This is a genomic window from Pseudomonas sp. 478 (assembly GCF_003254125.1).
GTDB lineage: Bacteria > Pseudomonadota > Gammaproteobacteria > Pseudomonadales > Pseudomonadaceae > Aquipseudomonas.
Genome location: NZ_QKZG01000001.1, coordinates 451,665 through 470,530, shown reverse-complemented (window position 1 = coordinate 470,530; position 18,866 = coordinate 451,665). Strand labels below are relative to the sequence as shown.

Sequence of the window (18,866 nt, the reverse complement as noted above, 5' to 3'; positions counted from 1 at the left end):
GGCAACCACAATGTCAGCTCAAACCATCGCCGCAAAGTTCAGCCTGAACTGCTGCGGCGTCACGCCCAGCCTGCGGTTGAACACACTGCGCATGTGCTGGGCATCGCGAAATCCGCACTGATACGCCACGGTCTTCAGCGGTGAGTGGGTGCTTTCAAGCAGCACCCGCGCCGCATCCACCCTGGCCCGTTCGACGAATTCCGCCGGGGTGACTTTCGCCTCTTTGGCAAACACCCGGGAAAAGTTGCGGGCGCTCATGTTGGCGGCGTTGGCCAGGTCGGCAATCGCCAGGTCGCCCGTCAGGTTGGCCAACACGTAGAGCTGCACCAACGCCACCGCCGAAGTGGGTTCGGCGTGTGGCGTGAGGAATGGGCTGAACTGTGACTGCCCGCCGGAGCGCTGAGTGAACACCACCAGTCGCTTCGCCACACTCAATGCGACTTCCGGCCCGTGATCCCTGGCCAGCAAGTACAGCGACAGATCAATCCCGGCCGTGACACCCGCCGAGGTGTAGAGCTCGCCGTCCTCCACATAAAGGCGATCTGCCTCGACCTGAGTCGACGGGCACAACTGTGCCAGCGCCGCGGCATCGCCCCAGTGGGTGGTGACCGTTCGCCCTTCCAGCAATCCGGCCCGGGCGAGCATGAACGCTCCGTTGCAGATCGAGCCAAAGCGTTGTGCCTGCGCGCAGGCATCGCGCAGCCAGGCATCGAATGCCGCACCAAAATCCATGAACGGCAACTGCGGCCCACCGGCCACCAGCAGCAAGTCATAGGCCTCCAGCGCTTCGCTGAAATGCCGATGGGCATTGAGTGACAAACCGTTGGAACACGCCATCATCTCGCGCTCGACACCGATCACCTCCAGTCGATAGTGATCGTGCGGTTCGAGGAAACGATTGGCTTCGCAAAACACATCCATGGGACCGGTGACGTCCAGCGACTGAACGCCGGCGAAGACCACGATGGCAACGGTTTTACTCATGCTCGAAAGCCTCTAGGAATCACGCTTACCTGTGGCGAGGGGATTTATCCCCGTTGGAGTGCGCAGCGCTCCCAGGCTTTTTGGGGCCGCTTCGCAGCCCAACGGGGATAAATCCCCTCGCCACAAAAGCTTATTCCCCGAGACCAAACTTAGCCAATCCGCGCCCAACAAGCGAGGTTGGCACGATATGCATGCTCATTGGCCGGGATCGCAGCCATGGATCGATTGTCCGGTTTGGGGGGCGCGGACAGACTGACTCCATCAGCGCCGCCACGGCGTTCCCCGAGAGGACAGCACCATGAGCAGCATCATCGCCGGCATCGAAATCCCCGACAGCGCGTTGGCCAAAGCCACCACGGAATACATTCGCGACGTCGAATCCGACCTGCTGTATCACCACTCGCGTCGGGTGTTTCTGTTCGGTGCCTTGAGCGGCGAACGCAAGCAACTGACCTACAACCCAGAACTGCTGTACGTCGGCGCGATGTTCCATGACTTGGGTCTGGTGGAGGGTCATCGCACTGACGACGAGCGCTTCGAAGTCGATAGCGCCAACGCTGCCAAAGCATTCCTCAAGCCTTACGGTTTGTCCGACGATGATATCGAGCAGGTCTGGTTGTCGATTGCTCTGCACACTACACCGGGCGTGCCGCAACACCTGCGGCCTAATGTGGCGCTGGTCACCGCGGGCGTTGAAATGGATGTGCTGGGCATCGATTACGCAGCGTTCCCCAGCGCGCAACGCGAAGCAGTGGTGCATGCCCACCCGCGTGGCGAAGGGTTCAAGGAGTGCATCTTGTGTGCGTTTGCCAATGGCTTCAAACACAAGCCGGATACCACGTTTGGCACCGTGAACGCGGATGTGCTGGTGGATAGCGAGCCAGGCTTCAAACCGATGAACTTCGTCGAGATCATCCGCAAATCCCCTTGGGTTGCCTAGAACCAAATGTGGGAGCGGGCTTGCTCGCGAAAGCGGTGTGTCAGTCAACTTGGATGTTGAATGTCAGTCCGTCTTCGCGAGCAAGCCCGCTCCCACATTGGAACGGGGTTGGCCACGGATTTGTGGTCAACCCAACATCAGGCTCAAGCCGCTTCCGGCGCCTGTGCGCGACGCACGTCCGGTTGTTTCCAGGAATCGGCAGCGCCTTCTTCGATCGCCTGCTGGATCGCACGTTTGCGACTTTCTTCGGCACGACGGCTGAAGAACCAGACCAAGAACGTCATCAGCGACACCGCCAGCAAAATCAGACTGGCCACGGCGTTGATCTCGGGTTTCACGCCCAGACGCACCGCCGAGAACACTTCCATCGGCAGGGTCGTCGAACCCGGGCCCGATACGAAGCTCGCCAACACCAGGTCATCCAGGGACAAGGCGAACGACATCATGCCGCCGGCCCCCAACGATGGCGCGATCATCGGGATGGTGATCAGGAAGAACACCTTCCATGGCCGCGCGCCAAGGTCCATGGCCGCCTCTTCGATGGACAGGTCTAGCTCACGCAAGCGCGCCGAGACCACCACCGCCACATACGCCGCACAGAACGTGGTGTGGGCGATCCAGATGGTGATGATGCCGCGTTCCTGTGGCCAACCGATCATCTGCGCCATCGCCACGAACAGCAGCAACAGCGACAGACCGGTGATCACTTCAGGCATCACCAGCGGCGCAGTGACCAGGCCACCGAACAGCGTGCGACCCTTGAAGCGGGTGATACGGGTCAGCACAAACGCCGCCAACGTACCCAGCACCACCGCCGCCACCGCCGTGTAGCAGGCGATTTCCAGCGAGCGCACCACCGAGCCCATCAGTTGGGTGTTGTCCATCAAGCCCACATACCACTTGATCGACCAGCCGCCCCACACCGTCACCAGTTTCGAGGCGTTGAACGAGTAGATCACCAGGATCAGCATCGGCGCGTAGATGAACAGCAAACCCGCCACCAGCATGAAACTTGAGAAACGGAAGCGCTTCATTCTTTACCCTCCATTTCCTTGGCCTGACTGCGGTTGAACAGGATGATCGGCACAATCAGGATCGCCAGCATCACCACCGCCAGGGCAGACGCCACCGGCCAGTCACGGTTGTTGAAGAACTCTTGCCAGAGCACTTTACCGATCATCAGGGTTTCCGGACCGCCGAGCAGTTCCGGGATCACGAACTCGCCCACCACCGGAATGAACACCAGCATGCAGCCGGCGACGATGCCGTTCTTGGACAGGGGAATGGTGATCTTCCAGAAGCTGTTGAAGTTACTCGAACCCAGGTCGGAGGCAGCTTCCAGCAGGCTGTTGTCGTGCTTCACCAGGTTGGCGTAGAGCGGCAGGATCATGAACGGCAGGTACGAATAAACGACGCCGATGTACACCGCGAGGTTGGTGTTGAGGATCTGCAGCGGTTCGTCGATCCAGCCCATGCTCATCAGGAAACCATTGAGCAGACCGTTGTTGCTGAGGATGCCCATCCACGCATAAACGCGGATCAGGATCGCGGTCCAGGTCGGCATCATGATCAGCAGCACCAGCACCGTTTGCAGCTCTTTACGGGCACTGGCAATGGCGTAGGCCATCGGGTAGCCGATCAGCAAACAGAGGACGGTGCTGATCAGCGCCATCTTCAACGAGCCGAGGTAGGCGGCGATGTACAACTCGTCGCCGGCCAGCATCGCGTAGTTGCTCAGGTTAAGCAGCAACTGCACCTTTTGGTCGAGGTAGCTGTAGATCTCGGTGTACGGCGGAATGGCCACGTCGGCTTCGGCGAAGCTGATCTTCAGAACAATGAAGAACGGCAACATGAAGAACATGAACAGCCAAATGAATGGAACCCCGATGACCATCTGACGGCCACCGGGAATTATTCGATTGAGTCGGCGTTTGAATTTGCGCATGTTCATGAGCGAAGTACCACGCCGCTGTCGTCTTCCCAATACACGTAGACCTGGTCACCCCAGGTCGGGCGCTGACCGCGGCGCTCGGCGTTGGCGACGAAAGACTGGACGATCTTGCCGCTCGGCAGTTCGACGTAGAACACCGAGTGGCCACCGAGGTAGGCGATGTCGTGCACCTTGCCGCTGGACCAGTTGTATTCGCAGGTCGGCATGGTCGGCGTCACCAGCAGTTTTTCCGGACGGATCGCGTAGGTCACGGATTTGTCCTGCACCGAGGTGCTGATGCCGTGGCCCACGTAAATCTGCCGGTCCAGGTCCTTGCAGGTAATGATTGCATGGCCTTCCGCGTCATCGATCACTTCACCGTCGAAGATGTTGACGTTGCCGATGAACTCGCAGACCAGACGGCTGGTCGGGGTTTCATAGATGTCGATCGGGCTGCCGATCTGGGCGATCCAGCCCAGGTGCATGATCGCGATGCGCTCAGCCATGGTCATGGCCTCTTCCTGATCGTGGGTCACCATGACGCAGGTTACGCCGACCCGCTCGATGATCTCGACCAGCTCAAGTTGCATTTGCGAACGCAGCTTCTTGTCCAAAGCACCCATCGGTTCGTCGAGCAGCAACAGCTTCGGCCGCTTGGCCAGGGAACGCGCCAGGGCCACACGCTGACGCTGGCCACCGGACAACTGATGCGGCTTGCGCTTGGCGTATTGCGTCATCTGAACCAGCTTGAGCATGTCCGCGACACGGGCATCGACTTCAGCTGCGGGGATTTTGTCCTGTTTGAGGCCAAATGCGATGTTCTGCGCCACGGTCATGTGCGGGAACAAGGCGTAGGACTGGAACATCATGTTGATCGGCCGCTCGTAAGGCGGCATGTCGGTGATGTCTACGCCATCGAGGAAAATGCGCCCCTCCGTGGGCCGTTCGAAGCCTGCAAGCATGCGCAGCAACGTGGATTTGCCCGATCCCGAACCGCCGAGCAGGGCGAAAATCTCGCCTTTCTTGATTTCCAGGGACACATCGTCCACGGCAATCGTCTCGTCGAACTTCTTCGTGACCCGGTCGATTTTGACCAACACCTGTTTAGGTGATTGGTCGCCCTCGAGGGCTTTCTTATAGGCGCCGGAGGCAACTGCCATTTACGAAACTCCCAGAAAAAAAGAGTGCAGTTCGCTCAAGGTGAGCCAACCTTGGATAATTTGAGCCTTGCAGCTATTTACCCGACTTGACCTTGGTCCAGCTGCGGGTCATCAAACGTTGAATGTTTGGTGGTAACTCGACCGACACGTAGGTCTTGTCGAGGACTGCTTGCGGTGGATAAACCGACTCGTCAGTACGGATGGACTGTTCCATCAATTTGTCCGAGCCGGGGTTGGGGTTCGCATAGCCAACAGAATCGCTGACTTGTGCGATCACCTCGGGTTTCAACAAGTAATTGATGAAGGCGTGGGCTTCCTTGACGTTGGCCGCGTCCTTGGGGACCGCCAGCATGTCGAACCAGAGCGCGCCGCCCTCTTTGGGAATGGTGTAAGCGATGTTCATGCCTTTGCCGGCCTCAGTCGCCCGAGCCTTGGCTTGAAACATGTCACCGGAGAAGCCGATCGCGATGCAGATATCGCCGTTGGCAAGGTCCGCGATGTACTTGGAGGAGTGGAAGTACGTCACGTAAGGCCGCACCGCCAGCAACTTGGCTTCGGCTTTCTTGTAGTCTTCAGGGTTGGTGCTGTTGGCGTTCAGGCCCATGTAGTTGAGGACCGTGGGCATCATTTCATCGGCGGAGTCGAGGAACGCCACGCCACAGCTTTGCAGCTTCTTGATGTTTTCCGGTTCGAACACAGCGCTCCAGGAATCGATCTTGTCGACGCCCAATACCGCCTTGATCTTGTCGACGTTGTAACCAATGCCGTTGGTGCCCCAAAGGTACGGTACGGCGTATTGGTTACCCGGATCGTTTTGCTCCAGGCGCTTGAGCAGCACCGGGTCGAGATTGGCATAGTTGCTCAGCTTCGACTTGTCGAGCTTCTGGAAGGCGCCGGCCTTGATCTGCTTGCCAAGGAAGTGATTGGACGGCACGACCACGTCGTAACCGGTGCGCCCGGCCAGCAACTTGCCTTCCAGGGTTTCGTTAGAGTCGAAAACGTCATAAACCGGTTTGATGCCGGACTCTTTCTGGAAGTCGGCCAGGGTGGTCGAGCCGATGTAGTCGGACCAGTTATAAATATGCACGGTACTCGCGGCCTGGACGCTGACAGCCAGTGTCAGTCCGGCGCCGACCAGCACGGCATTGCGCAACAAAGAAAAAACAGGCACGTGGAGGTCCTCTAAAATTAGTTGGGCCCAAGTTGCCCCGCGTTACATGACAGCGATGGCTGCCTGGCAACAAAACCGGCGCGCAACTTACCCTCGAAAAACCGTTCCAGCAAAACTTTCTGTCATTTAATTACACCGGCTGCCGTCACCGCGCAGGCGACGACAGCAGGTGATTGCCTCAAACCGGCTTACTTACCGGATTTGATCTTGGTCCAACTGCGAGTCAGCAGTCGCTGGGTCGCGGCCGGCAAGTCGGCAATCGCGTACAGCTTGGCCTGCACTTCCGGCGACGGGTAGATGCCCGGGTCACTGGTGATGTCTTTATCGACCAGTGCGGTGGCGGCCGCGTTACCGTTCGGGAAGCGCACGGCGTTGGTGATTGCAGCCATGACTTCCGGCTTCTGCAGGTAGGTCATGAACTTGTAGGCGCCTTCGACGTTTTCGGCATCTTTAGGGATGGCGACCATGTCGTAGAAGCTGCCCGCACCTTCTTTCGGAATGTTGTAGCTGACTTTCACCTTGTCACCGGCTTCAGCAGCACGGGACTTGGCCTGATAGACGTCACCCGAATAACCGACTGCGACGCAGATGTTGCCGTTGGCCAGGTCGGAGATGTACTTGGACGAGTGGAAGTAAGCGATCGAAGGACGGACTTTCAGCAGCAGCGCTTCAGCCTTGTCGATGTCTTCTTTCTTCTGGCTGTCGGTTGGCAGGCCCAGGTAGTGCAGCGCCGCCGGAATCATCTCGGTTGGCGAATCCAGCAGGCTGATACCGCAAGACTTCAGCTTGGCGGCGTTTTCAGGCTTGAAGATCAGGTCCCAGGAGTTGGTTGGAGCATCGGCACCCAATGCAGCCTTGACCTTCTCGGCGTTGAAGCCGATACCGATCGAACCCCACATGTAAGGGAAGGCGTGTTCGTTGCCCGGGTCGCTCACCGATACCGCTTTGAGCAGTTCAGGGTTCAGGTTCTTCCAGTTAGGCAGTTTGGACTTGTCCAGCTTCTGGTAAACGCCGGCCTTGATCTGCTTGGCCAGGAAGTTGTTCGACGGTACGACGATGTCGTAACCGGACTTGCCTGCCAGCAACTTGGCTTCCAGAGTTTCGTTGCTGTCAAAAACGTCGTACACCACCTTGATCCCGGACTCTTTTTCAAAGTTCGCGATGGTGTCCGGTGCGATGTAATCGGACCAGTTGTACACGTGCAGAACCTTGTCATCGGCCTGAACTGCACCCGCCATCACGCCCATCAGGGACATGGCGAGAAGGGTCTTGCCAGCTATCTTCATACCTAATGCCTTCATCGGTAATGCTCCAATTTTTTCTTTTTAACCACGTGTTCAGCGGCCTTTCCTGGGCATCTGAAACAACCGGTAGTCTGGCAAGTTCCAAGGCAGGCTTTCAAGGAAAGACCCATCCTTTGTTTGCGCTGAGCGAAGTGCACACTTCACACCCCGCTCAGAGCCTAGCACTTAGCCCTGCAATGCACTCAGGGTCAGGTCCAGACACTTGCGTGCCTTGGTCACCAACTCATCGATTTCAGCCGGTGTAATCACCAGTGGCGGAGCGATGATCATGGTGTCGCCGACGGCGCGCATGATCAGGCCGTTTTCGAAGCAGAACGTGCGGCAAATCATGCCGGCGCCCTTGCCTTCGTAACGCTTGCGAGTGGCTTTGTCCTTCACCAGCTCGATCGCCCCCAGCAGACCTACCCCACGCACTTCCCCCACCAACGGGTGATCGCTCAGTTCCCGTAGACGCTTTTGCAAATAGGGTGCCGTTTCTGCATGAACGCGCTCGATAATTTTTTCTTCGCGCAGGATGCGGATGTTTTCCAGTGCCACCGCAGCAGCCACCGGGTGTCCGGAATAGGTGAAACCGTGGTTGAAATCACCACCTTCGTTGAGCACCGCCACCACTTCATCGCGCACGATCAGGCCACCCATAGGGATGTAGCCGGACGTCAGGCCTTTGGCGATGGTCATCATGTCGGGTTTGAGGTCGTAGAAATCGCTACCGAACCACTCACCGGTACGGCCAAAACCACAGATCACTTCGTCAGCCACGAACAGAATGTCGTACTTGGCGAGGATTTCCTTGATGCGCGGCCAGTAGGTGGCAGGCGGAATGATCACGCCGCCGGCACCCTGGATCGGCTCGGCAATAAAGGCACCGACGTTGTCCACGCCGACTTCCAGAATCTTCTCTTCCAGCTGATTGGCCGCCCAGATACCGAACTCTTCCGGTGTCATCTCGCCGCCTTCAGCGAACCAGTACGGCTGCGCGATGTGGACGATGCCCGGGATCGGCAAATCGCCTTGTTCGTGCATGTACGTCATGCCACCCAGGCTCGCGCCGGCCACGGTGGAGCCGTGATAGCCGTTTTTGCGGCTGATGATGACTTTCTTCTTCGGCTGGCCCTTGATCGCCCAGTAGTGGCGAACCATACGCAGCATGGTGTCGTTGCCTTCAGAACCGGAACCGGTGAAGAACACGTGGTTCATGCCTTGTGGCGCGATGTCGGAGATGGCCTTGGCCAGTTCCAGCACCGGCGGGTGAGCTGTCTGGAAGAACAGGTTGTAGTAAGGCAGTTGGCGCATTTGTTTGCTGGCGGCATCGGCCAGTTCATCGCGACCGTAGCCGATGGCTACGCACCACAGACCGGCCATGCCGTCGAGGATCTTGTTGCCTTCGCTGTCCCAGAGGTAAACGCCCTTGGCGTTGGTGATGATCCGCGGGCCTTTCTCTTTCAGCTGCTTGAAATCGCTGAACGGGGCCAGGTGGTGATCGTTGCTCAGGGTTTGCCATTCACGGGTTTGCGGGTTGTTGCTGGTCATGCGAATTCTCCTAAGATTTCAGTGAAAGGCGCGGCAATTTCCAGCCGCGCCCGGCGCATCAGACGGCGAAGAGCAGGAACTCCCGCTCCCACGAACTGATCACGCGCTTGAAGTTTTCATGCTCGGCCCGCTTGACCGCGACGTAGCCAGTGATGAATTTCTTGCCCAGGTATTTCTCGATAGTCGCGCTGTGTTCCATGCGTTCCAGCGCGTCTTCGATGGTCAGTGGCAGGCGCAGGTTGCGGCGTTCATAGCCACGGCCCACCACCGGCGCACTCGGGTTCAAGCCTTCGACCATGCCGATGTAACCGCAGAGCAGGCTCGCGGCGATCGCCAGGTACGGGTTGGCGTCGGCGCCCGGCAGGCGGTTTTCCACCCGACGGTTTTGCGGCCCGGCATCCGGAACCCGCAAGCCCACGGTACGGTTCTCTTCGCCCCACTCCACGTTCACCGGTGCCGAGGTGTCCGGCAGGAAGCGACGGAACGAGTTGACGTTCGGCGCGAACAGCGGCAACAGCTCAGGGATCAGTTTCTGCAAACCACCGATGTGGTTCAGGAACAGCTGGCTCATGGTCCCGTCTTCATTGGAGAAGACGTTCTTGCCGGTCTCGATGTCGATGATGCTCTGGTGCAAGTGCATGGCACTGCCCGGCTCGCCGGTCATGGGCTTGGCCATGAAGGTGGCGGCCACGTCGTGCTTGAGCGCGGCCTCGCGCATGGTGCGCTTGAACACCAGGATCTGGTCGGCCAGGGACAGGGCATCGCCGTGACGGAAGTTGATTTCCATCTGCGCCGTGCCGTCCTCGTGGATCAGCGTGTCCAGGTCCAGTTCCTGCAATTCGCACCAGTCGTAGACGTCTTCGAACAGCGGATCGAATTCGTTCGCCGCTTCAATCGAGAAGGACTGGCGACCGGTTTCCGGGCGACCGGAACGGCCAACCGGCGGTTGCAGCGGGAAGTCCGGGTCTTCGCAGCGCTTGGTCAGGTAAAACTCCATTTCTGGCGCCACGATCGGCTGCCAGCCCTTGTCGGAATAGAGTTTCAGCACCTTTTTGAGCACGTTGCGCGGTGACAGCTCGATCGGGTTGCCTTGCTTGTCGTAGGTGTCGTGGATCACCTGAGCGGTAGGCTCGATGGCCCAGGGCACAAGGAATACCGCGTTCTGGTCGGGGCGGCAGATCATGTCGATGTCGGCCGGGTCGAGCAGTTCGTAATAGATGTCGTCTTCGACATAGTCGCCGGTCACGGTCTGCAACAGAACGCTCTCGGGCAGGCGCATGCCTTTTTCGGCAATGAACTTGTTGGTCGGCGAAATCTTGCCCCGGGTGATCCCGGTCAAGTCGGCGATCATGCATTCGACTTCTGTGATCTTGTGGTCTTTCAACCAATCGGTGAGCTGGTCGAGGTTGTTACTCATAAATGCCTCTTAGGCTGAGTTTCCTGACTCTAATAAGTCAGGCGTTGTTTGACGCATCGGCGTCGCGTTGTAATGCGTGCTTACGACAGGCATCGCCAAATGCCTGGAAGATCGCAAGGTAATCCGGATTTGAGCTTACCTGCCATTCGGGATGCCATTGCACTCCCAAAGCAAAACCCTTGCCCTGCGGGACCGAGACTGCCTCAATCAACCCGTCAGGCGCCAAGGCTTCGACGCAAAGGCCCGGCGCCAGACGTTCAACGCCCTGACCATGAATCGAATTGACCTGTATCTCGCTCGCCAGGCCAAGACCTGCGAGCACACCACCCGGTTGAATGCGCACCGGGTGACTTGGCGCATACTGCCCTTCAAGCGGTAGGCTATCGTCTTCACGGTGATCCATGAATGGACCGGCTTCGTGGACTTTTTGATGCAGGCTGCCGCCGAACGCCACATTCATTTCCTGGAAGCCGCGGCAAATGCCGAGCACGGGAATACCGGCCTCGACGGCGGCGCGGATCAACGGGAGGGTGGTGGCATCACGTGCAGAATCATGAGCAGTGCCCGGCGCGCTGGCTGGGCCGCTATAGTGAAACGGTTCTATATTGGAAGGAGAGCCTGTAAAGAGGATGCCATCCAGACCGTCCAGAATATCGGACGGTGCCAGCAAATCGGCCAGGGACGGAAGAATCACCGGCAGCCCCTTGGCCGCTGAGGCCACAGCGCGGACGTACTTGTCGCCACTGATGTGATAAGCATGCAGACCGATCTGCTTAGAGCAGGCGGTGACGCCGATTAACGGCAGGCGAGCCATGAAGCACCCCGGTATTATTGGTGTTATGGGTTTGAATCGAGCTTAGCCTTGTTCATTTTTTTACACAACACCCCCGTAAAAAATACAACACGGCCCGCTCCAGCCCGCAGGCGCTAAAGCGCTCAAAGGCATAAAAACGCCCCAAAGTGCCTCAAAAAAGCCCCACGGGTGCTTTTTTAGGGCAAAAAAGGCCTCGCTTGACTTCGGCATGCCGTTCGGGTTGACTGGAATCCGAAGAGATCAATGATTGATATTTTTAACAACAAAGGTGTTGCATCATGTCGGTACCCCCGCGTGCCGTTCAGCTTAACGAAGCGAACGCGTTCCTTAAGGAACATCCTGAGGTTCTGTACGTTGACCTTCTGATTGCGGATATGAATGGTGTGGTGCGCGGCAAGCGCATTGAACGCACCAGCCTCCACAAGGTTTACGAGAAAGGCATCAACCTGCCGGCCTCTCTATTTGCTCTGGATATCAATGGCTCGACGGTGGAAAGCACCGGCCTGGGCCTGGACATCGGCGATGCTGACCGAATCTGCTATCCAATCCCTGACACCCTGTGCAATGAGCCTTGGCAGAAGCGCCCTACCGCGCAACTGTTAATGACCATGCACGAACTTGAAGGTGAACCTTTCTTCGCGGATCCCCGTGAAGTTCTGCGTCAAGTTGTTGCCAAGTTCGACGAGATGGGTCTGACCATCTGCGCCGCGTTCGAACTGGAGTTCTACCTGATCGACCAGGAGAACGTGAACGGTCGCCCACAACCGCCTCGCTCGCCGATCTCCGGCAAGCGCCCGCATTCGACCCAGGTTTACCTGATCGACGACCTCGACGAATACGTCGACTGCCTCCAGGACATTCTGGAAGGTGCGAAAGAGCAAGGCATCCCTGCCGACGCGATCGTCAAGGAAAGTGCCCCGGCGCAGTTCGAAGTGAACCTGCACCACGTTGCCGACCCGATCAAGGCCTGCGACTACGCGGTCCTGCTGAAACGCCTGATCAAAAACATCGCCTACGACCATGAAATGGACACCACGTTCATGGCCAAGCCTTACCCGGGCCAGGCGGGCAACGGTCTGCATGTCCACATCTCGATTCTTGATAAAGATGGCAAAAACATTTTTGCCAGTGAGGATCCCGAGCAGAACGCCGCACTGCGTCACGCGATCGGCGGTGTGCTCGAGACCCTACCGGCGCAGATGGCTTTCCTCTGCCCGAACGTCAACTCGTACCGTCGTTTCGGTGCACAGTTCTACGTGCCGAACGCACCGTGCTGGGGTCTGGACAACCGTACTGTTGCAGTGCGTGTGCCGACCGGCTCCGCCGACGCGGTCCGTCTGGAACACCGCGTTGCCGGCGCCGATGCCAACCCGTACCTGCTGATGGCTTCGGTCCTGGCAGGCGTGCACCACGGCCTGACCAACAAGATCGAGCCGGGCGCACCGGTTGAAGGCAACAGCTACGAGCAGAACGAGCAAAGCCTGCCGAACAACCTGCGCGATGCATTGCGTGAGCTGGACGACAGCGAAGTCATGGCCAAGTACATCGACCCGAAATACATCGATATCTTCGTCGCGTGTAAAGAGAGCGAGCTGGAGGAGTTCGAACACTCCATCTCCGACCTCGAGTACAACTGGTACCTGCATACCGTGTAAGTGGTTGCAGTAAAAACAACGCCGCCGGCCTCACAGCCTGCGGCGTTTTTTTATGGCTTTTTTTTCAGCGGGACCGAGGCGCCTGTTTCGCGAGCAAGCCCGCTCCCACAAGGGATTTCCTGCGTACGCGAAATCTGTGTTTCACATCAATCAACTGTGGGAGCGGGCTTGCTCGCGAAGGCGGCCGAGAAGACAACACACAACTCGACTCGTACAATGCCCGCTGCCCCGCAGGAGACTTCAATGACGCGCACCGCCACCCTTCGCAAACCCCGCGCTCGCAGCCAGGCCCGGATCGACTCGATACTCGATGCGGCCCGCACGCTGCTGGCTGCCGAGGGCGTGGCCAGCCTGTCGATCTACAGCGTCGCCGAACGCGCGGAGATCCCGCCCTCCTCCGTCTACCACTTCTTCGCCAGCGTCCCGGCGCTGCTCGAAGCCCTGACGGCCGATGTCCATGCTGCGTTCCGTGCCTGCCTGCAAGCGCCCATCGACCACGAAGCCCTCAACGGCTGGCGCGATCTGTCGCGACTGGTGGAACAGCGCATGCTCGACATCTATGACGAAGACGCCGCCGCCCGCCAACTGATCCTTGCCCAGCACGGGCTGACCGAAGTCACCCAGGCTGACCGTCAGCACGACATCGAACTCGGCGACTTGATGCACAAACTCTTCGATCATCACTTCGAGCTGCCGAGACTGCCGACCGACGTTGATGTGTTTGCGTTGGCCATGGAGCTCGGCGACCGCGTCTATGCGCGCTCGGTGCAACAACACGGACAGATTACGCCGCGCATGGCTGAGGAAGGGATGCGGGTGTTTGATGCGTATCTGGGCTTGTACTTGCCGCCGTATCTACCGAAGCGCACTCTTTCAGTCTGATTTCTTTGCTGGCGTCACTGGCCCCTTCGCGAGCAAGCCCGCTCCCACATTGGTCCCGTGAACACTGGAGATCAAATGTGGGAGCGGGCTTGCTCGCGAAGGCCGCACCGCCGATATCACTGACTCACACGCATAAAAAACCCCGAAGGGCTTAAACCGTTCGGGGTTGTTGTTTGCGCACGCGCTTACAACTTGGCGATCGACACCTCGGTGGATTTTACAAACGCGATCACTTCGCTGCCGACCACCAGCTCCAGCTCTTTCACCGAGCGAGTGGTGATCACCGAGGTGACGATGCCGGAAGCGGTCTGTACGTCGATTTCGGACAGCACGTCGCCGAGTACGATTTCCTTGATGGAGCCTTTGAACTGGTTGCGAACGTTGATGGCTTTGATCGTCATGATGTTGATTCCTGTCATTGGATAAGGCTTGAGTTATTGAGCCCAGCGCAACTGCGTGGGCAATGGTGAAACAGGTTCCGGTGCCGGCGGTTCGCCGGGCAACGCCAGCACGCGATTGAGGACTTCAGTTTCCAGCGCCGCCAGCCGATGGGAGCCACGAACCCGAGGGCGCGGCAGTTCAACGTGCAGGTCGAGGCCGACTTCGCCCTCTTCGATCAGGATCACCCGATCGGCAATCGCCACCGCTTCACTGACATCGTGGGTGACCAGCAACACGGTGAAACCGTGCTTCTGCCAGAGCCGCTCGATCAGTTGCTGCATTTCAATTCGGGTCAGTGCGTCCAGCGCGCCCAGCGGCTCGTCCAGCAACAGCAAACGCGGTTGGTGGATCAGCGCGCGAGCCAGGGCTACTCGTTGCTTCTGGCCGCCGGACAAGGCGGCCGGCCATTCATTGGCGCGATCCGCCAGGCCCACCGATTCCAACGCTTCCAGCGCATGCGGACGCCAGTTGCCCTTGAGCCCGAGGCCGACGTTGTCGATGACCTTTTTCCACGGCAGCAAGCGCGCTTCCTGGAACATCAATCGAGTGTCTTCCCGCGCCTTACTCAGCGGCGCAGAACCTGCGAGCAATTCACCGCCCGTGGGCTTGTCGAGACCGGCGAGCAAGCGCAGCAAGGTGCTTTTGCCGCAGCCGCTACGACCGACCACGGCGACAAACTGACCCGCCGGGATGTGCAGATCGATCTCGCGCAAAACCTGGCGCGTACCAAACGTCTTCTGCAGTTTGCGCACGGCCAGCGGAATCCCGCGCAGCAGGCGTGGAGGTTGTTGAGCGGTCATGCCGCACCTCCTTTAACAACCTGATAGGCCGGGTGCCAGCGCAACCACACGCGTTCAAGTCCACGGGCCGCGAGGTCGGCGAGTTTGCCGAGCACGGCGTACAACAGAATCGCCAGTACCACCACGTCGGTCTGCAAGAACTCCCGGGCATTCATCGCCAGGTAGCCGATGCCGGAGCTGGCGGAAATGGTTTCCGCGACGATCAACGTCAGCCACATGAAGCCCAGTGCGAACCGCACGCCGACCAGAATCGAAGGCAGCGCCCCCGGCAGAATCACCTGACGGAACAGGCTGAAACCGGACAAGCCATAACTGCGGGACATTTCCACCAGCGCCGGATCAACGTTGCGGATGCCGTGATACGTGTTGAGGTAGATCGGGAACAACGTGCCCAACGCCACCAGGAAAATCTTCGCCGATTCATCAATGCCGAACCACAGGATCACCAGTGGAATCAGCGCCAGGTGCGGCACGTTGCGGATCATCTGCATCGAACTGTCGAGCAGGCGTTCGCCCCATTTCGACAGGCCGGTGATGAAGCCCAGGGTCAGACCGATGCTGCCGCCGATGACAAAGCCCAGCGCTGCACGCCAGCCGCTGATCGCCAGGTGCGTCCAGATTTCGCCGCTGCGCACAAGGCTGACGCCGGCTTCGATGACCGCGATTGGCGCCGGCAGAATCCGCGTCGACAACCAGCCCGCCGACACCGACAACTGCCACACCGCCAGCAGCAACAACGGCAACGCCCAGGGCGCGAGGTTATGGATAAGTTTCCTCATGGCGCGCCTCAGCTCTGCGACGCGGCTTTGGGGAGGATGTCGTTGGCGACCATCTCACCAAACGGGCTGACGTAACCGGCACTTTTCGGCAATTGCGGACGCTCGATATCGAGGTGCGGGAACAGCAATTCGGCGACGCGATAAGACTCTTCCAGGTGTGGATAACCGGAGAAGATGAACGTGTCGATGCCCAGGTCCGCGTATTCCTTCACGCGAGCGGCCACGGTCGGACCGTCGCCCACCAATGCTGTACCAGCACCGCCACGCACCAGGCCGACACCGGCCCACAGATTAGGGCTGACTTCCAGGTTGTCACGGCTGCCGCCATGCAGCGCGGCCATGCGTTGCTGACCGACCGAGTCGAAGCGTGCCAGAGAAGCCTGGGCGCGAGCGATGGTGTCGTCGTCCAGATGAGAGATCAGCCGATCCGCCGCTTGCCAGGCTTCGGCATTGGTTTCACGGACGATCACATGCAAACGAATACCGAAGCGCACGGTGCGCCCGAGCTTCGCAGCTTTGGCGCGTACTTGTTCGATCTTCTCTGCTACGGCTGCCGGAGGTTCGCCCCAGGTCAAAACCATTTCGACCTGCTCTGCCGCGAGGTCTTGCGCCGCTTCCGAAGAACCGCCGAAGTACAGCGGCGGACGCGGTTGCTGGATCGGCGGATAGAGCAATTTGGCGCCCTTCACGCTGATGTGCTGACCGTCGTAATCGACGGTTTCGCCTTCCAGCACACGGCGCCAGATACGGGTGAATTCCACCGAGGCTTGATAGCGCTCTTCGTGAGTCAGAAACAAACCGTCGCCGGCCAATTCTTCCGGATCACCGCCGGTTACCAGATTGAACAACGCACGGCCGCCGGACAGGCGATCCAGCGTCGCAGCCTGACGCGCGGCCACCGTCGGGGAAATGATCCCGGGGCGTAGCGCGACGAGGAATTTCAAACGCTGGGTCACCGGGATCAGCGACGCGGCCACCAGCCACGAGTCTTCGCAAGAGCGACCCGTAGGAATCAGCACCCCGCCGAAGCCCAGGCGATCCGCCGCTTGCGCGACTTGTTGCAGATACCCGTGGTCGACGGCGCGAGCCCCTTCGGCGGTGCCAAGGTAATGGCCGTCGCCGTGGGTAGGCAGGAACCAGAAGATATTGAGGCTCATGGAGTGGTCTCCTTAGGGATTCGAATTACTGAGCGTTGGCAACGGCCGCCGGTGGCGTCCAGATCACGTCTTTGATGCTCAGCGGCTTTGGAATCAGCTTGAGCTGGTAGAAGCTGTCGGCGATTTTCTGTTGCGCGGCGACCACTTCAGGTGTGAGGAACAACGCGCCGTAACCCTGGCGTTTCACCGAGGTCAGGGTGATGTCCGCCGGCAAGCCGAGCAGTGGCGAGACTTGTTGGGTCACCTCAATGGGATTGGCCTTGGACCACTCACCGACCGCGCGCACTTCTTCCACCAGGGTCTTGATCACCTCAGGATTTTTCTGCGCATAGGGCTTGGTCGCGAGGTAGAACTGATGGTTGTCGACGATGCCTTGGCCATCACGCAGGGTGCGTGCCTGCAACTGTTGTTCGGCGGCGGCCTGGTACGGGTCCCAGATCACCCAGGCATCGACGCTGCCACGCTCGAACGCAGCGCGGGCGTCGGCCGGCGGCAGGAATACGGTCTGGATGTCGGTGTATTTGAGGCCGGCATCTTCCAGTGCGCGGACCAACAGGTAGTGAACGTTGGAGCCTTTGTTCAGGACGACTTTCTTGCCCTTGAGGTCTTGCACCGATTTGATTGGCGAGTCCTTCGGCACCAGAATCGCTTCGCTGTGAGGCGCCGGCGGTTCGTAGGCGACGTAGAGCAGATCGGCACCGGCTGCTTGAGCGAATACCGGTGGCGTTTCACCCGTCACGCCGAAGTCGATGGAGCCGACGTTCAGGCCTTCGAGCAATTGCGGGCCGCCGGGGAATTCAGTCCATTGCACGTCCACGCCTTGGGCGGCGAGGCGTTTTTCCAAAGTGCCCTTGGCTTTGAGCAGCACCAAAGTGCCGTATTTTTGATAGCCGATTCGCAACGTCTCGGCCTGTGCTTGAGAAATAACGCCGAAGGACACAGCCGCAGCAAACAGAGCGACCAGACCACGACGCAAAATGACAGTGCGCATGGCGCTCTCCTTTTTGCAGTTGGGTTTTGGCTGCACCTGCTTGGCCGTTAGCGGCTGAGTAAGGTGAGTACTTCAAATTGGGGTAAGGCTTAAATGCTGGCTTAAATGCTCCAGCGAGCACTCAACAAACGTTCATTCAACAGGTTCGGATCGATCGGCTTGGGCCGTCGGGCCATGGCGCTGAAAAACAGCTCCAGCGATTCATTCAGTCTTTCTTCCAGCTCCGGTGCCAACTGCGCCTGGACGCTGCCTTCGCCGTAAGCGATCTGGCTGTCTACGGCGAAAATCCCGTGGAGCATTTCCTGGGCTTTCAACGCCGACAGCACCGGTTTTAGCGCGTAATCCACCGCCAACATGTGAGCGATGCTGCCGCCGGTGGCCATTGGCAAAACCACTTTGTGGGCCAGGGCGCGTTCGGGCAGCAGGTCCAGCACGGTTTTCAATGCGCCGGAGAACGATGCTTTGTAGACCGGCGTGGCGATCAGCAGGCCATCGGCGTTTTCAATCTGTTGCAGCAGGTCGATCACCTTCGGGCTGTCGAAGCGCGCATGCAGCAAGTCTTCAGCCGGGAAGTCCCGTACCTGGTAACTCACCACTTCCACACCTTGCTCCTGCAACCAGCGTTGGGAGCGCTCCAGCAATACGCCGGAACGGGAGCGTTGGCTGGGACTGCCACCGAGTGAGACGACCAGCATTCAGAGGATTCCTTGAACGGTGTTGGCGATTCGCGGCTTGCGATCTCGCGTTGATGGAAGTGACCTTAACAGGTGATTGTTATATCCATAAATCATATTTATTCATTTGATTATTCATTTTGGTTCTATATGAAATGGCTTTTTCCGGGCAAAAAAAAGGCCGTGAAAACGGCCTGAAATCCCCTGCTTTGTGGATAGGTTCACTCTGAATTCTGC

18 protein-coding genes are annotated in these 18,866 nt (G+C 58.9%); 3 read left to right on the top strand and 15 right to left on the bottom strand.

Features of this window, described 5'->3' with window-relative positions; translation table 11 throughout:
- Positions 1–18: 18 nt before the first annotated feature.
- The gene (locus tag DFS28_RS02290; protein WP_111448391.1) at positions 19–984 is read right to left on the bottom strand and encodes a GlxA family transcriptional regulator; all 966 of its coding nucleotides are present in this window, start codon (positions 982–984) and stop codon (positions 19–21) included.
- 298 nt (positions 985–1,282) lie between these two features.
- Between DFS28_RS02290 and DFS28_RS02285 the strand changes: the two genes are divergently transcribed.
- Positions 1,283–1,924, top strand: coding sequence for an HD domain-containing protein (locus DFS28_RS02285; RefSeq protein ID WP_111448390.1), 642 nt, complete (start codon positions 1,283–1,285; stop codon positions 1,922–1,924).
- Between the two features lie 143 nt (positions 1,925–2,067).
- On the opposite strand, the gene DFS28_RS02275 is transcribed toward DFS28_RS02285, so the two are convergent.
- From DFS28_RS02275 to DFS28_RS02240, 8 genes are all read right to left on the bottom strand, one after another.
- Positions 2,068–2,958 carry an ABC transporter permease subunit gene (locus tag DFS28_RS02275; protein WP_111448389.1) on the bottom strand — a complete coding sequence of 297 codons (891 nt, stop codon included), beginning with the start codon at positions 2,956–2,958 and terminating at the stop codon, positions 2,068–2,070.
- The gene (locus DFS28_RS02270) at positions 2,955–3,836 is read right to left on the bottom strand and encodes an ABC transporter permease subunit (RefSeq protein ID WP_256596767.1); all 882 of its coding nucleotides are present in this window, start codon (positions 3,834–3,836) and stop codon (positions 2,955–2,957) included. Before DFS28_RS02270 ends, DFS28_RS02275 begins: the two co-directional genes overlap by 4 nt.
- A gap of 35 nt (positions 3,837–3,871) precedes the next feature.
- Positions 3,872–5,014: an ABC transporter ATP-binding protein gene (locus DFS28_RS02265; protein ID WP_111448387.1), complete on the bottom strand. Its 1,143-nt coding sequence runs from the start codon at positions 5,012–5,014 to the stop codon at positions 3,872–3,874.
- A 73-nt stretch (positions 5,015–5,087) separates the two neighbouring features.
- Positions 5,088–6,185 carry a polyamine ABC transporter substrate-binding protein gene (locus DFS28_RS02260; protein WP_111448386.1) on the bottom strand — a complete coding sequence of 366 codons (1,098 nt, stop codon included), beginning with the start codon at positions 6,183–6,185 and terminating at the stop codon, positions 5,088–5,090.
- Between the two features lie 188 nt (positions 6,186–6,373).
- Positions 6,374–7,471, bottom strand: coding sequence for a polyamine ABC transporter substrate-binding protein (locus DFS28_RS02255; RefSeq protein WP_111448385.1), 1,098 nt, complete (start codon positions 7,469–7,471; stop codon positions 6,374–6,376).
- Positions 7,472–7,654: 183 nt separating this feature from the next.
- Positions 7,655–9,019: an aspartate aminotransferase family protein gene (locus DFS28_RS02250; RefSeq protein WP_111448384.1), complete on the bottom strand. Its 1,365-nt coding sequence runs from the start codon at positions 9,017–9,019 to the stop codon at positions 7,655–7,657.
- 58 nt (positions 9,020–9,077) lie between these two features.
- Positions 9,078–10,436, bottom strand: a complete 1,359-nt coding sequence (locus tag DFS28_RS02245) for a glutamine synthetase family protein (RefSeq protein ID WP_111448383.1) — start codon at positions 10,434–10,436, stop codon at positions 9,078–9,080.
- Between the two features lie 37 nt (positions 10,437–10,473).
- Positions 10,474–11,250, bottom strand: a complete 777-nt coding sequence (locus tag DFS28_RS02240) for a gamma-glutamyl-gamma-aminobutyrate hydrolase family protein (RefSeq protein WP_111448382.1) — start codon at positions 11,248–11,250, stop codon at positions 10,474–10,476.
- Positions 11,251–11,528: 278 nt separating this feature from the next.
- Here DFS28_RS02240 and DFS28_RS02235 point away from each other — a divergent pair, with 278 nt between their 5' ends.
- Both DFS28_RS02235 and DFS28_RS02230 read left to right on the top strand, forming a co-directional pair.
- Positions 11,529–12,905: a glutamine synthetase family protein gene (locus DFS28_RS02235; RefSeq protein WP_008150449.1), complete on the top strand. Its 1,377-nt coding sequence runs from the start codon at positions 11,529–11,531 to the stop codon at positions 12,903–12,905.
- Between the two features lie 243 nt (positions 12,906–13,148).
- On the top strand, positions 13,149–13,787 hold the full coding sequence (locus DFS28_RS02230; protein ID WP_111448381.1) for a TetR/AcrR family transcriptional regulator: 639 nt from the start codon (positions 13,149–13,151) through the stop codon (positions 13,785–13,787).
- Positions 13,788–13,972: 185 nt separating this feature from the next.
- Here the strand turns inward: DFS28_RS02230 and DFS28_RS02225 are convergent, their stop codons facing one another.
- The 6 genes from DFS28_RS02225 to ssuE all read right to left on the bottom strand — a co-directional run bounded on the left by DFS28_RS02225 (position 13,973) and on the right by ssuE (position 18,650).
- On the bottom strand, positions 13,973–14,188 hold the full coding sequence (locus tag DFS28_RS02225; protein ID WP_003229256.1) for a molybdopterin-binding protein: 216 nt from the start codon (positions 14,186–14,188) through the stop codon (positions 13,973–13,975).
- Positions 14,189–14,221: 33 nt separating this feature from the next.
- A complete protein-coding gene (gene ssuB, locus DFS28_RS02220) occupies positions 14,222–15,028 on the bottom strand; it encodes an aliphatic sulfonates ABC transporter ATP-binding protein (RefSeq protein WP_111448380.1) in 807 nt (268 codons plus the stop codon).
- Positions 15,025–15,807 (bottom strand): aliphatic sulfonate ABC transporter permease SsuC, encoded by a 783-nt coding sequence (gene ssuC, locus DFS28_RS02215; RefSeq protein WP_111448379.1) that lies wholly within the window; start codon positions 15,805–15,807, stop codon positions 15,025–15,027. Before ssuC ends, ssuB begins: the two co-directional genes overlap by 4 nt.
- 8 nt (positions 15,808–15,815) lie before the next feature.
- Entirely contained in the window at positions 15,816–16,964 is a 1,149-nt protein-coding gene (gene ssuD / locus DFS28_RS02210; RefSeq protein WP_008150440.1) for an FMNH2-dependent alkanesulfonate monooxygenase, read from the bottom strand.
- Between the two features lie 25 nt (positions 16,965–16,989).
- Entirely contained in the window at positions 16,990–17,955 is a 966-nt protein-coding gene (locus DFS28_RS02205; RefSeq protein WP_111448378.1) for a sulfonate ABC transporter substrate-binding protein, read from the bottom strand.
- A gap of 101 nt (positions 17,956–18,056) precedes the next feature.
- A complete protein-coding gene (ssuE, locus tag DFS28_RS02200) occupies positions 18,057–18,650 on the bottom strand; it encodes an NADPH-dependent FMN reductase (protein WP_008150435.1) in 594 nt (197 codons plus the stop codon).
- Between the last annotated feature and the right edge of the window lie 216 nt (positions 18,651–18,866).

What these genes read in the sequence shown, in the direction of transcription:
- DFS28_RS02275 (WP_111448389.1), bottom strand. Translation starts at nt 2,958, where the DNA reads ATGAAGCGCTTCCGTTTCTCAAGTTTCATGCTGGTGGCGGGTTTGCTG.
- DFS28_RS02240 (WP_111448382.1), bottom strand. Translation starts at nt 11,250, where the DNA reads ATGGCTCGCCTGCCGTTAATCGGCGTCACCGCCTGCTCTAAGCAGATC.
- DFS28_RS02245 (WP_111448383.1), bottom strand. Translation starts at nt 10,436, where the DNA reads ATGAGTAACAACCTCGACCAGCTCACCGATTGGTTGAAAGACCACAAG.
- ssuC (WP_111448379.1), bottom strand. Translation starts at nt 15,807, where the DNA reads ATGAGGAAACTTATCCATAACCTCGCGCCCTGGGCGTTGCCGTTGTTG.
- ssuD (WP_008150440.1), bottom strand. Translation starts at nt 16,964, where the DNA reads ATGAGCCTCAATATCTTCTGGTTCCTGCCTACCCACGGCGACGGCCAT.
- DFS28_RS02205 (WP_111448378.1), bottom strand. Translation starts at nt 17,955, where the DNA reads ATGCGCACTGTCATTTTGCGTCGTGGTCTGGTCGCTCTGTTTGCTGCG.
- DFS28_RS02255 (WP_111448385.1), bottom strand. Translation starts at nt 7,471, where the DNA reads ATGAAGATAGCTGGCAAGACCCTTCTCGCCATGTCCCTGATGGGCGTG.
- DFS28_RS02290 (WP_111448391.1), bottom strand. Translation starts at nt 984, where the DNA reads ATGAGTAAAACCGTTGCCATCGTGGTCTTCGCCGGCGTTCAGTCGCTG.
- DFS28_RS02265 (WP_111448387.1), bottom strand. Translation starts at nt 5,014, where the DNA reads ATGGCAGTTGCCTCCGGCGCCTATAAGAAAGCCCTCGAGGGCGACCAA.
- ssuB (WP_111448380.1), bottom strand. Translation starts at nt 15,028, where the DNA reads ATGACCGCTCAACAACCTCCACGCCTGCTGCGCGGGATTCCGCTGGCC.
- DFS28_RS02230 (WP_111448381.1), top strand. Translation starts at nt 13,149, where the DNA reads ATGACGCGCACCGCCACCCTTCGCAAACCCCGCGCTCGCAGCCAGGCC.
- DFS28_RS02225 (WP_003229256.1), bottom strand. Translation starts at nt 14,188, where the DNA reads ATGACGATCAAAGCCATCAACGTTCGCAACCAGTTCAAAGGCTCCATC.
- ssuE (WP_008150435.1), bottom strand. Translation starts at nt 18,650, where the DNA reads ATGCTGGTCGTCTCACTCGGTGGCAGTCCCAGCCAACGCTCCCGTTCC.
- DFS28_RS02250 (WP_111448384.1), bottom strand. Translation starts at nt 9,019, where the DNA reads ATGACCAGCAACAACCCGCAAACCCGTGAATGGCAAACCCTGAGCAAC.
- DFS28_RS02235 (WP_008150449.1), top strand. Translation starts at nt 11,529, where the DNA reads ATGTCGGTACCCCCGCGTGCCGTTCAGCTTAACGAAGCGAACGCGTTC.
- DFS28_RS02285 (WP_111448390.1), top strand. Translation starts at nt 1,283, where the DNA reads ATGAGCAGCATCATCGCCGGCATCGAAATCCCCGACAGCGCGTTGGCC.